The 12848-nt window shown below is 62.9% G+C and carries 9 protein-coding genes and 2 pseudogenes; 7 read left to right on the top strand and 4 right to left on the bottom strand.

All coding sequences use genetic code 11. The features are described from left to right. Positions 1-36: 36 nt before the first annotated feature. Both RCG67_RS01990 and RCG67_RS01985 read left to right on the top strand, forming a co-directional pair. Complete coding sequence (locus RCG67_RS01990; protein ID WP_368824607.1) at positions 37-1431, top strand: FAD-binding oxidoreductase; 1395 nt, start codon at positions 37-39, stop codon at positions 1429-1431. 71 nt (positions 1432-1502) lie between these two features. Continuing rightward, positions 1503-2627 carry a flavin-containing monooxygenase gene (locus RCG67_RS01985; RefSeq protein WP_368824606.1) on the top strand — a complete coding sequence of 375 codons (1125 nt, stop codon included), beginning with the start codon at positions 1503-1505 and terminating at the stop codon, positions 2625-2627. Positions 2628-2697: 70 nt separating this feature from the next. Here the strand turns inward: RCG67_RS01985 and RCG67_RS01980 are convergent, their stop codons facing one another. Next, the gene (locus RCG67_RS01980; RefSeq protein WP_368824605.1) at positions 2698-4059 is read right to left on the bottom strand and encodes a hypothetical protein; all 1362 of its coding nucleotides are present in this window, start codon (positions 4057-4059) and stop codon (positions 2698-2700) included. Between the two features lie 219 nt (positions 4060-4278). On the opposite strand from RCG67_RS01980, the gene RCG67_RS01975 reads away from it, so the two are divergent. Next, positions 4279-5016, top strand: coding sequence for a DUF6994 family protein (locus RCG67_RS01975; protein WP_368824604.1), 738 nt, complete (start codon positions 4279-4281; stop codon positions 5014-5016). Positions 5017-5158: 142 nt separating this feature from the next. Here RCG67_RS01975 and RCG67_RS01970 read toward each other — a convergent pair whose 3' ends face one another. Further along, positions 5159-5503: a hypothetical protein gene (locus tag RCG67_RS01970; RefSeq protein WP_368824603.1), complete on the bottom strand. Its 345-nt coding sequence runs from the start codon at positions 5501-5503 to the stop codon at positions 5159-5161. After that, a complete protein-coding gene (locus RCG67_RS01965) occupies positions 5500-6663 on the bottom strand; it encodes an ATP/GTP-binding protein (protein WP_368824602.1) in 1164 nt (387 codons plus the stop codon). Before RCG67_RS01965 ends, RCG67_RS01970 begins: the two co-directional genes overlap by 4 nt. Positions 6664-7098: 435 nt before the next feature. Here RCG67_RS01965 and RCG67_RS01960 point away from each other — a divergent pair. Together RCG67_RS01960 and RCG67_RS01955 are read left to right on the top strand one after the other, a co-directional pair. After that, positions 7099-8105 (top strand): annotated as a pseudogene (locus RCG67_RS01960) (IS630 family transposase). Between the two features lie 228 nt (positions 8106-8333). Then, complete coding sequence (locus RCG67_RS01955; RefSeq protein ID WP_368824601.1) at positions 8334-10106, top strand: DUF262 domain-containing protein; 1773 nt, start codon at positions 8334-8336, stop codon at positions 10104-10106. A gap of 595 nt (positions 10107-10701) precedes the next feature. Here the strand turns inward: RCG67_RS01955 and RCG67_RS17605 are convergent. After that, positions 10702-10827, bottom strand: a pseudogene (locus RCG67_RS17605) (helix-turn-helix domain-containing protein); the annotation flags it as partial. Between the two features lie 416 nt (positions 10828-11243). Between RCG67_RS17605 and RCG67_RS01940 the strand changes: the two are divergent. Together RCG67_RS01940 and RCG67_RS01935 are read left to right on the top strand one after the other, a co-directional pair. Then, on the top strand, positions 11244-12398 hold the full coding sequence (locus RCG67_RS01940; RefSeq protein ID WP_368824599.1) for an ATP/GTP-binding protein: 1155 nt from the start codon (positions 11244-11246) through the stop codon (positions 12396-12398). Further along, positions 12395-12739 carry a hypothetical protein gene (locus RCG67_RS01935; RefSeq protein WP_368824598.1) on the top strand — a complete coding sequence of 115 codons (345 nt, stop codon included), beginning with the start codon at positions 12395-12397 and terminating at the stop codon, positions 12737-12739. The genes RCG67_RS01940 and RCG67_RS01935 overlap by 4 nt, the downstream gene beginning before the upstream one ends. The last annotated feature ends 109 nt before the right edge of the window (positions 12740-12848 follow it).

Below are 12848 nucleotides of genomic sequence, written 5' to 3'. Positions count from 1 at the left end.
GGGCACCAGGCCCACGACCACGAAGGAGGTGCCGTCATGGCGGTCCCACCCACCACTGCCGGCGCGCTGACGCCCGAGGCGCTGGAGCGACTGCGGAGCCGGACCCGCGGACGGATGTACCTGCCGGAGGACCCCGGCTACGACGAGGCCCGCGCCGTGTACAACGCGATGATCGACCGGCGGCCGGCGCTGGTCCTGCAGTGCCAGGACGTCGCCGACGTCATCGCCGGGGTCACCGCCGCCCGGGACACCGGCCTGGACCTGGCCGTGCGCGGCGGCGGGCACAACGGCCCCGGCCTGGGCACCTGCGAGGGCGGGATCGTGCTGGACCTCGCGCCCATGGACGGGGTGCGGGTGGATCCTGCCGGCGCCCGCGTCGTCGTCGAAGGAGGGGCGCGGTGGGGCGACGTGGACCACGCCACGCACGCCCTCGGCCTCGCCTGCCCGTCCGGGATCATCTCCACCACCGGGGTCGGCGGCCTGACCCTCGGCGGCGGGATGGGCTATCTGACCCGCAGATACGGCCTGACGATCGACAACCTGCTGGCCGCCGACGTGGTGCTCGCCGACGGGACCCTCGTGACGGCCGACGCCGAGCACCACCCCGACCTGTTCTGGGCGCTGCGCGGCGGCGGGGGCAACTTCGGGGTGGTCACCGCGTTCACCTTCCGGCTCCACCCCGTCGACACGATCGTGGGCGGACCCATGCTGTGGCCGGTCGAGCGCGCCGCGGAGCTGCTGCGCTGGTACCGCGACTTCCTGCCCTCCGCCCCGGAGGACCTCAACGGGTTCTTCGCCTTCCACATCGTCCCGCCCGCCCCTCCGTTCCCCGAGGAGCTGCACCTGCAGCGGATGTGCGGGGTGGTGTGGTGCTGGACGGGCCCGGCGGAGGGCGCCGAGGCCGCGCTCGCCCCGGCGCGGGCGCTGCAGCCGGCCCTGGACGGCGTGCAGCCGATGCCCTATCCGATGCTGCAGACCGCCTTCGACGCCCTGCTGCCGCCGGGCGACCAGTGGTACTGGCGGGCCGACTTCATCGGGGAGATCCCCGACGAGGCGGTGGAGCTGCACGCCCGGCACGGGGCCACGCTGCCCACGGTGCAGTCGACCATGCACCTGTACCCGATCGACGGCGCCGCCCACCGCCCCGGTCGCACGGACACCGCGTTCAGCTACCGGGACGCCACGTGGGCCATGGTGATCGCCGGGGTCGACCACGACCCCGCCCGGGCCGCGGAGCTGCGCGAGTGGAGCGCGGGGTACTGGGACGCCATCCACCCGTACTCGCTCGGCGGCGCCTACGTGAACATGATCATGGAGGAGGGCCAGGACCGGGTGCGCGCCGGCTACCGGGAGAACTACGACCGGCTGCTGGCGGTGAAGCACCGCTACGATCCGGACAACCTCTTCCACGTCAACCAGAACATCCGCTGAGCCGCCCGGGCGGGGGGCGTCCGCGGGCGCCACCCGCCCCACACCGGGAGCGGACGATCCGAAGGAGCCCCATGCACACCGGTCCCCGCGTCCTGGTCCTCGGCGCCGGCCCGGCGGGCCTGGCCACCGCCGCCGAGCTGGGCGCCCGGGGCGTGCCGGCCACCGTGCTCGAGCGCGGCCCGCAGCCCGGCGCCGCCTGGACGGGCCGCTACGACGCCCTGCGGTTCAACACCTCCCGGCGCCACTCCGCGCTGCCCGGGGCGCCGTTCCCGCGCGAGTACGGCCAGTTCCCCACCCGCGACCAGTACATCGCCTATCTGCGGCGCTACGCCGCCGACCGCGGCCTGGCCGTGGAGACCGGGGTGGAGGTCGCCCGGATCCGCCCCGACAGCGGCGGCTGGTGCGTCAGCACCTCGGCCGGCGAGCGGCACGCCGAGCACGTGGTGGTCGCCACCGGCGCCCTCAACCGGCCGAAGCTGCCGGCCTGGGCCACCGAAGACTTCGACGGCGAGGTCCTGCACTCCTCGGCCTACCGCAATCCCGCGCCGTTCGCGGAGCGCACGGTGGTGGTCGCCGGCGCCGGCACCAGCGGGATGGAGATCGCCCACCAGCTCGCGGTCGGCGGTGCCCGGCGGGTGCTGCTGGCCGTGCGCACCCCGCCCAACATCCTCCTGCGGGAGCTCCACGGCCTGCCCGGCGACCTGCCGGTCCCGCTGCTGCTGCGCCTGCCGGACGCGCTCGTGGACCGGCTGCTCTTCGCCCTCCAGCGCAGGACGGTCGGGGACCTCAGTGCCTACGGCTTGCCCCGCCCCTCCGAGGGCGCGATGGCCTCGATCAGGAGCCGCGGCGTCACGCCGGCGATCGTCGACGCGGAGGTCCTCGACGAGATCCGCAGCGGAGCGATCGAGTGCGTCCCCGCCATCGTCGGGCTCGACGGCGGCAGCGTGCTCCTGGCCGGCGGCCGGCGCGAGCCCGCCGACGCCGTCATCGCCGCCACGGGCTACCGGGCGGGCCTGGAGGACCTCGTTGGCGGCCTCGGCGTGCTGGACGACCGCGGCCTGCCGCGGGACGGCACCGGCCGCGAGGTGGCCCCGGGCCTGCGGTTCGTGGGGTACGTGTTCCGCCCGGGCCTGACCGGGTACGTCGGGACGATCGCGAAGCGGGTGGCGCGGGAGATCGCGGCCACGACCTCCTGACCGGATCGTCCACCGTGGCGGGCGGATCGGCGCGGAGCTTCTCTCCCGCCGTCGTCGCGGAGCGGCCGTCCTAGGTGGGAAGGCGCCCCTGTCCGTCGGTTCTGTCCAGGTACTTCTTGATGCAGTGGACCGCCCCGAGGTTCTCGGCGAACGGGTGGAAGTCCCCGAGCATCGTGACCTCGAAACCGAGGGACTGCCAGACATCCCGGTTCGCCTCATCCGTCCTGGCCAGATCGCTCCATGCGCCGTGCCCATAGGTGGGCAGCCACACGCGCTTCGTCCCGTCACTCCCGATCTGCGTCAGGGCGTTGTTGCCGGTTGCGAAGTACCAGGTGCGCAATCGGTCAGCCGGGTCGTCCACATGGGTGAGCGGAAGGGGATTCCGGTGGACGTCGAAGCCCAGGGTTTCCAAGTGGAGTGCGATGTTGTCGAACACCTCCTGCATGGCACCGGGCCAGAGCGGCACGTCCAGAATCTGCGCCGCCATCCGGGGGTCTCCCACAAGCAGCCGGTATCGGCCGTCGGCGCCCCTGCCCGCCAGGGTGATGAACATGTCGATGTGGAAGAGAGGCTGGACCGTTCCGGCCTTGTTGCCGAAGTGGACGATCTCCTGCCATTCCGCCCCGTCGACCGTGATCGGCCGGACCGCCTGAGCCGGCACGGGAACAGTGCTCCCCACGTAGTGCATCACCCGGGACTTGTCCAAGTACTCCGAGTACAGGCGTCGAACGGTGGCCGGAGGGCTTTCTCCCGGAGCCGGGATGATCGCTTGATACACGTAGCCCAGCGAGTTGGCGGGATAGTCTGCGCCGATCAGGAAGAAGTCGTCGCCGATGAGCAGGTTTCCCCCCTGGAAGTAGAGGGGGGCCTGGGTATGACCCATGTCGGTGTGGTTGCTCACGATGTCCGCGAGGAGTGCGTCCGCATAGCGGGGGAAAGAGAACGGCTCGACGAAGGCGGGGGTTCCCGCGCCCTCGTCCTGCACGATGGCATAGCCGTCCTCGGCCCACACCGAGAAGTGCAGATGGTCCGCGACGGTGATGACGTGGACGTCCCCTGGCCGGTCGGCCTCGAACCAGGCACGCACGTCGGACTCGACGGATTCATGGGTGATCACCTCGAGGTCGACCTCCGGGCCGAGCTTGGACAGCAGGTCCCGGTAAGCAGCGGCCAACGGGTTCGGGCGGCCGTCGACGTCCGTGACGGCATAGGAGGGGATGGCCAACAACATCCTGCCGATCTCCCCGTGGGTGCTCGACACCAGCCGCGGATTCCGAGGAGCCCTTCTGGCGGCCTCTGCTTCCGCGGCCTCCGCCATGACGGTGCGCGCCAGGTAGAGCTGTCGTTGCCCGGCTTCGGGAACATCCCCTTCGGTGCGCGGACGGAGTGCCGCCACTTTCGGGTAGTGCCTTTCCATCTTCTGCTCCGGCATGCCGATCTCCCCCCGGACGCGCGCGAACGATGTTTCCTGAAGCATGATCCGAACTCGAGGGGATGGGAAGATCGAAATGCAAGATGAAGAGCCGGCTGGTGCCGAGGTGGATGGATTCGTTCCCGCGTCTGGTAACTGTGGACGCAGTACTCGTTTCCCTCGCGACAGCGCGGCCGAGGACTGCAACCCAACGCCGACCGCTCCTGATAGCTTCAGCTCATGGGAGAGGCCGGAGAGTTCGACGACGACTACAACTTTCGCGACGACACTCCGGCGGACAAGGACCCCGACAGTCGTAGCCCCACACTCCGGCGGTACCACCGACTTCTCTGGAGCAAACCGCTCCCTGACGGGCGGCCGTTCGAGCTTCATGCTGGGCGCGCTTTGTCCCCGTATCTCGCGTATGAGGCAGACGGCCAAGGATTTGTTCTCGGCAGCGACGCCATCACGAGCTCCTACACCCGCTGGTCACGACCGAGATCTCTGGTCAACGCCATCGCTTCGCTGGACGAGGAGCAGCGGTCCCGCTACCTGAATCCGCCGTACACCATCGGCAGTGCGATGATCTGGCCCGTCAGGAAGAAGGACCGGCCCACCATGAACATGGCGCGCGGGTTCAGACTGCTGATCGCTGACCGCATGGACCTCACCCTCGAGTGCATCCGGCGTCACTACGCAGGAGAACCGTCGAGCCCCCTCGCCGATGTCATCAACGCCTACGCGGACTTCTTCGAACTCTTCGAAGGGTTCACGGAGTTCGTGGAGTTCTTCCACTTTCAAGACCTCGTGACACCCGACTACGACGAGGTCCGGTTCTACCTGCCGTTCGACAACTTCAAGCGTTCCGGGACACCGACCACAACCGACGAGTACGTGGAGTACCGGGAGAAGACGTTGGAGTTCATTGAAGGCCGGAAACGTCGGATGGCCGCGTGGGTCATGGAGCACCACTCCTGAAATTGAAGTGCGGCAGCAGTGCCGCAGCAACTGCATCTCCCCTCGAGCCAGACGCTGATTCACACTTCGCAGAGCACGGCCCGTCGCATAGCTGCAACGGACAGCCCGGAGCGTGCTCGCACGACGGAGGGTGACGTCGCCGTCATGCGCCGGCGGAGGGCGGCCTGGGCCGATCCCAAACCCGGGCGAATTCTTCGGCGACCAGTGGCCAGATCAGCCGGAGGCCGTCCGCTACCGAGGCGACGTCTTCGGCCAGTGGCCCGAAGGTGACGAATTCGTGGGGAATGACTCTGCCGGCCGCGTCTTTCCGGCCCAACGGATCCGGGAAACGCAGTGCCACCTTCTCGGCGACGCGGCGCCAGGCTTCCGGTTCATCCTCGACCCCCGAGAAGACTGCGTCGTATTCCGGGAGCGGATCCTGGAATCCTCCGTCACGGAGGAACCGGAACCCCCAGTTCCGCCCCCGAGTGGCCCAGATGAGGCTCATCTGAGACTCCTGAGAAAAATCCGCTTCTTCTCGCCCGCTTCCAGATCCATCTTGAAGCGGGTCAGCGTGGCAGTCAGGTAATCCCGCTTGGCCAGAGCATCGGCGTTCAGCACTTGAAGTTTGTCCCCGGCGAGCTTTGCCGCGTCGTTCAATACGTCCTGTGAGAGAGCAAGACCGACAAACTTCAGCACAGGGCCGATCGGACCGGGCGGCTTGATCTTGATTCCGACCAGCACGGCGGCCAGAGCTCCGGCACCACTCAGCAGTTTCTCGCCCACTTTCCCAGGGAGAAGCTTCAGCTCGGCCCATCGCAGGTGTCGCTCGAACGGAAGCACGGCGGCCAATGGCAGGATCAGGTCCAGACCGATTCGCTCGGTAACCTCGACCTTGCCCGCGTCGACCTTCGCTGACGACAGCAGCACGAAGTCCTCACCGACTGACAGCGCGTCGCTCGCTTCCACCAACCCCGCGAGCACCTGGCGCAGGTCTGCCATCTCATCGGCGGCCTTCTCGATGAGTAGATCCCTGAACTCGAACACGTCCAGGTTCGGCAGGAGATCAGATTTTGACAACGCCATGATCCAGATTCGCGGGAACTCGACGAGAGGCTTGCCGCCCTCCAGGAGGTCGTCCTTGAGTGAGAGCAGTCCGTTGTGGAAGGTGGTCAGCAATGCCTTGAGGTACCGTTCTTCCTCCCCGGCGTTGTCCAGCAGGCACTGACCGTCCACGAGCAGGAGTGCGACGTCAGAACCCAGCAAGGTCTTGAACGTGTCAATCCTGCGCTGGGCCTCCTCCGGTCCGCTCACGTCCTGCTCGAACCACTCGCCCGGATAGTCGTGCCAGATCAAACGCAGAGCGTCGAAAGGCTTCTTCTTCATCGCCTTGGCGTCAGGTTCATCCTTCAGCCTGACCGAGAACGAGTAGGACGTGGCGGAGAAATGGTTGGACATGGGCAGTCTCGCGGAGTTCTTCATGCCGAGATAGCTCTGATGCAGTCGAGCGCCCTGACCGGCATCGTCCGCCACGACGTGGAACAGATTGTTCTGCCGGTACTGGGGCTCCTGGGTGGCTCCGTAGAACGAAGAGAGCATCACGGTCTTGCCACTGCCACTCGCGCCGAACACCGCAATGTTCTGTTCCAGCACTCTGCTCGGTTTCATGTGCAAACCCTACGCCGGACAATCACTGATGGTGGGCTCCATGGCCCCCTTGCGACTCTCCGCGTCGGCCACTATGGACGATGAGCTGCTGCCGTGGTCACTGATCTGCCGGGTCAACTGCCCAGGCGTTGGAATTCCCACACGTCCACGGACCACGATCGGCAACGCCCCAGCCTCGGGGGCCGTCGAGCCCAGAAGTCCAGCCGCCACGAAGTCGACGTCCACGGTTGGGGATGGCCACGTCCGCGAGTGGGCGGGTCGGCGGATGAGGTCGCCGAGCGCCTCCGTGGGCACAGAAATTATGGTGGGTTCATTCTTTGAAAAGCTCCGGCGCTTCAAAAAAATAGACCGACCTAAACTATGCGATGTCCCACCCTCCTCCTAGTGCCGAGGGGTTGAAGTTCCTCAGCGGTTGATACGGTGGGGTCAGGGGTTATGGCAAACCGTCCTGCGGCCCCGTTGCTGTTGCGCCAGGGCGACCGGCAGACGCTGTTGCGGCTCGTGCGCTCCACCTCGGTGCGGGCCGGGCTGGCCCAGCGGGCGCGGATCGTGCTGCTGGCCGCAGAGGGCATCTCCAACACCGAGATCGCCCAGGAGGTGGGTGCGACCCGCAACACCGTGATCGCCTGGCGGGCCCGCTACGCTGCAGCCGGCATCGAGGGGCTGGCTGATCACGACCGATCAGGCCGGCCGCGGCGGATCGATCACCGGGCGATCGTGGCCGCCACCCTGCGGCCCCCGCCGAAGAAGCTCGGGGTCACGCACTGGTCCTCTCGGCTGCTGGCGACCCGGCTCGGGATCGATCACACCACGGTCGCCAAGGCCTGGCGGGAGTACGGGGTGGCCCCCTGGCGGGAGGGCACCTTCAAGTTCTCCACCGATCCGGAACTGGTGGCCAAGGTCGTCGACGTGGTCGGGATCTATCTGGCCCCGCCGGAGAACGCGGTGGTGCTGTGCGTGGACGAGAAGTCCCAGATCCAGGCCCTGGAGCGCACCGCACCGGGTCGGCCGATGCAACCGGGGAAGCCGGCGGCGCGCACCCACGACTACCTCCGGCACGGGACCTCGACCCTGTTCGCCGCCCTGGAGATCGCAACCGGCCACGTGACGGCGGCCTGCAAGCCGCGGCACCGGCGCCAGGAGTTCCTGGCGTTCCTCAAGCAAGTGGCCCGGGCCTACCGGAGCAGGAGCTGCACCTGGTGATGGACAACTACGCCGTGCATAAGACCGCCGAGGTCAAGGCCTGGCTGGCCGAGAACCCACGCTTCCAGGTGCACTTCACGCCGACTTCCGCGTCCTGGTTGAACCTGGTGGAGGTGTGGTTCGGGATCATCGAGCGCCAGGCCCTGCATCGGGCCGACGCCGCCTCCGTGGCCGAGCTGAACAAGCGGATCCGGGCCTTCGTCACCGGCTGGAACGAGCGTTGCCACCCGTTCGTGTAGACCAAGACCAGCGCGGAGATCCTCAAGAAAGCCAACCGCTCAACGACTTCAAAAACGGGCCACTAGGTGAAGGCATAGGCATATGCCCACGGCCTAGTCATGACAGCAGCAATCGCAACAGCAGGTATGTTCGGACTAGCACTACAACAGACTGGTGCGCTGAGTACGACGGAGTCTCGGCGAATAATTGCCACGATCCCACACAGAATATTAACTACGAAGGATGTCATGTCGAGGTTACTGAATCCTAAAACCCTTCTAGCAGCTAACACAGTGACACTGGGTCAACTGCTCAAAGAAGCAACATATGAGATACCCGACTATCAGCGTGACTTCAGCTGGGGAGAGGATGAACTACAAAAGCTATGGGATGATATTGTACATACTTGGCATAGAGCCTTTATTGGCGGCCAGCTGGCGACAGACATCGTAGGACATTTCTTAGGGGCCGTTGTTACTCAACAGCCAGCAAATAAGAAAAATGAACCAGAGGTTATAGACGGCCAGCAGCGACTAACGAGCATATCAGTGCTGCTAAGTGTCCTTTACGAGTTCGCCAATAAAATTGAAGACGAGAATATGCGAACCAACGTTGTAACTCAACTATTGGCGCTTATTGCCGAACCTCACGCTTCCGGGCGCGACCCTAAGTTAAGGTTAGCACGCGAACAAGATTTTTACAGCAATACCGTCGTACAAAAACTTACAATTGCTGACAGAGAAGCCTATTGGGCGACAGTTTCGCTAGATAAACAGCCGGTTCGTCAACGAATACGAGACGCTGTTCGCTTTTTTCATAAAAAAGTGGTTGCGACGTTAGAAAAAAAGACAGCTGATCATGACGCCGTCATCTCACAGCTGGTTGAAGTGGTGACCGGAGGGATGATGGTTTTGCATCTAGAAGTAGTTGACCACAGAATGGCTTATAAGGTTTTCGAGACTCTAAACTTTCGAGGGCTAGCTTTGTCTCAAGCCGACCTTATTAAGAATGAACTTGTACGACGCGCCGATGTTTCAGGCGACCGGCAACACGTTGTTTCAGACTGGGAAGAGGTTGCTAAAAACCTCGATAAAGTCAAAAAAATTACATTGGTGGAGTTTTTACAATATCATTTTGTTTCCAAATATAAACAAATCCGCGCAGGTGAACTTTTCGAGGCAGTGACAACACATTTAAATACCAGCTCTCTAACCGCCAAGGAATATACTCAAGATCTTGTGGAGGAGTCGAGTAGACTTGTTCAGCTTGTGGAGGGAGATACTGGATGGAGCACAACCACCAATGAGAATCTTGAAGAAATCCGTGACACGCTGAACCAGCGATTTGCATATCCTATTTTAATGTCAATTGCTGCTCGGTTTATGCATGCCCCCGATAGTCTCGAAACCTGGACTCGCCGAATCAGAGATTTTTGCTTTCGCTACGTGGTCATAGGCAGAAACCCTTTAGGATCCTTTGAGAGTGTCATAACGGAAGCAGCTAGGAATTTGCGTAATAGCAGCATTTGTGACAGCGTCGTGTTGGATTACCTCCAAACTGCTTCTCCAGACGCCGTATTTGTTAAACAATTCGCCGAGGCTACCGTAAGCACTAACAAGATGGGTTTTTATATTATCAGGAAGATTGAAGACAGCATATCTGCAGGGTCTGGTAAAACTTTTCCTCAAGGCTCAGCTCAACATCTCGAGCACATCATGCCAAAGAAACCCCAGATTGATTGGACGCATGTCTCAGAGGATCCCAACTATGATAGTTATTTGTACAGGATTGGCAATCTTTTGGGCCTTGAGCAGCCAATAAATAGCCATATCAAAAATAAAGCCTTCAAGTACAAATTGAGCAATCCTTTGCAAAAGGATTATGAGCACTCAATGTTTGCACTACCAAAAATTACAATGCAATTCGTCAATAAGAGTGAGCAGTGGGACTTTGACAGCATTGAATCGAGGCAGTTTGATATGGCCACGAAATATGCGGTACAGGCCTGGTCACTAAAATAATTCAGTTATCTTAACTATCAAAAGTTTGACTGGCACTGGAGGGATTGATTGAATTCTCAGGTTTCCCGATCCCTCCAGTGTTTGATACACAAAATGTTGCATCTTACAAATTTAGATTTACCACCCAAATGCCCTCTAGCATGGCATATGGCGGAGCATAAAGACGATATTCCATGATTCTCCCTGTAAAAATCACGTGCCTGCTGAAATTTGATTTCAATGCCTATCCTGGGATTCCAAAGCTGACGGATCATGGGCGCCCCAGGACGGCGGATTCAACTGTTCGTCGCAACACCGACGTTTTTCAACCCGACATCTCTCTGTGAATACGATGGCCGGGGTCGCCCACCCAAGCGCCTCGTGCGGGCGGTTGTTCACCAGTTTCCCGAACCTGGGGAGTTCCTCCGCCTTGTGGACGCTGAGAGTTGTGCCTTTAGGGAGGTACTGCCGTAGCAACCCGTTTAGGTTCTCGTTCGGCCCACGCATCCACGGGCTGGCCGGGGCGGCAAAGTGCACGCCCTCATCTAACCAGGCTGCCACGAGATCGTGACGGGCCATCGCCGAGCCTCGATCTGTAAATCTCGTGATCGTGCTCGGCGGTGTTGCGCCGCAGTTCCCGAGAGATCGTCGAGGGGGCCCGACCCAACCGGGTCGCGATCTCCCGTATTGACAGGCCCCGCCGACACAGCACTCCGATCCGCTTAAGTTTCAGCAGCGACAGGTACCGTTCCGAAGTCTGTGCCGCAGGTGATCTGACGGGAGCCAGCACGCCGAGCTCGGCCCGCCACCGGTATCCGGTCTTGCGCCCGATTCTGACCAGCGGGCAGGTCTCGCGCGTGCCCACGCCCGCGAAAATCAGTGCCCAGTACTCGTCCTCCAAGACGAGCCGCCGCTTGCGCCCTCTGGTTCCCGTATCCATCTCTTTCATCTACCTGGAGTGTTGCGACGACCTCTAGCACCCACCGTTGAATCCGCCCGCCGCCACGGGGTCAGTTGTCACGTGCCGCCGACATGCGGAGCGGTATTGCAAGTCACTTATGGTTTTCGCACGGAGACGGACATGGGCGTGAGGGCCACGGAGATCGGCGCGGTAGTGACCAGCAGGTTGCGGGATGCCGGCTCACGTACGATTACCACATGCAAAGCAAAGAGCGGGAACAGCACATTGCTGTGTTCGGCGAGAGCGGCAGCGGCAAGACCGTCATGGTCTCTTCGTTCTACGGAGCCATGCAGGAGCCCCAGTACCTGCAGAAAAGCCTGTTCCACCTCGTGGCCGACGACATCGGCCAAGGGGCTCGGCTGCACCGGAACTACCTGGGCATGAGGAATTCAGCGCAACTGCCCGGGCCCACCCGTTTTTCCGCCACGTCCTACTCCTTCTCGGTCAAGCTGAAGGACGGAGCTGATGCCAAGGGGGTGAAGGCCAAGCCGTTCGACGCACTGCGCCTCGTGTGGCATGACTACCCCGGAGAGTGGCTCGAGGAGGACGTGAGCGGGCCAGAGGAGGCCCAGCGCAGGGTCGACACGTTCAAATCCCTGCTGGGGTCTGACGTCGCACTCCTGCTGGTGGACGGCCAGCGGCTGCTGGACAACTCCGGGGAGGAGGAACGGTACCTCAAGTCGGTGCTGGGCAACGTCCGCAACGGACTGCTTTCGCTCAAGGACGACCTACTGGATGACGGCAAGCCACTCGTCGCCTTTCCGCGGATCTGGATCATGGCGCTGTCCAAGTCCGACCTGCTGCCGGACCTGGACGTGTTCAAGCTCAGGGATCCGATCATCGAGAAGGCCTGCGACGACGTAGAGGAACTGCGCAGGGTGATTGCCGGGCTGGTGGAGGCAGGCGACGCATTGTCAGTCGGTGAGGACTTCGTGCTGCTCTCCTCGGCGAAGTTCGCCGCAGGCGAGATCGAGGTGACCGAGCGCATCGGTCTGGAGCTGATCCTGCCGCTGGCCGCCATGCTCCCCTTCGAGCGACACCTCCGGTGGGCTCAGGCGAAGCTGATCCCGGGGAAAGTGGGCGAGCAGCTGCTGGTCAGGGCCAGGGGTCTGGCCGTGGCCACCGCGCTGCTCAGCGGCAAGGCCAAGTTGCCGGGCCCCATAGGAATGATGCTGCACCTCGTCGATCTCAAAGTCGTGGACGAGGCGGCAAAGCTCGCCGGGGACAAGCTCCGGGAGATCAATGCCGAAGCGTTGGCCCAGCGAGACTACCTGAGAGCCGCCTTGACCCGCTTCCAGATGGATCTAGAGAAGGGCGAAGAGGAGCAGACCTTTCTCAGGAGCCGTCGATGAGCCTCATCTGGGCCACCCGGGGACGGACCTGGGGCTTCCGGTTTCTCCGAAACGGGGGCTACGAGGACCCGCTCCTGGTCTACGACGAGGTCTTTTCGGGTGTCGGGGACGAGTCGGAGGTTTGGTGCCGCGTAGCAGAGAAGGGGGCGCTGCGGTTTCCGGACCCTCGGGGGCGGCAGGACAGAGCCGGCAGAATCATCCCCCACGACTTCGTCGTCCTCGGACCCTTAGCTGATGAGATCGACTCGGTTGAGGAGGGTCGCCGGCTGGTCTGGCCCCTGATCTCGCAAGAATTCGACCAACTCTGGGAGCTACCCAAGACACCCTCTACTACACGCTGACTTCAGCGGCACGCTTACCCTCGAAGCACTACCTCCACGCCAAAGTACGAAAATTCTCTTTTCCTGATCAGGGGACACGCCGTTGTCATTGATTTGTTTGAACAACTTG

It is taken from the genome of Kocuria cellulosilytica (assembly GCF_040981245.1).
In the GTDB taxonomy this organism is placed as follows: Bacteria; Actinomycetota; Actinomycetes; order Actinomycetales; family Micrococcaceae; genus Kocuria; species Kocuria cellulosilytica.
The sequence above is the reverse complement of the archived record's forward strand: the minus strand, read 5'-3'. Positions and strand labels throughout refer to the sequence as shown.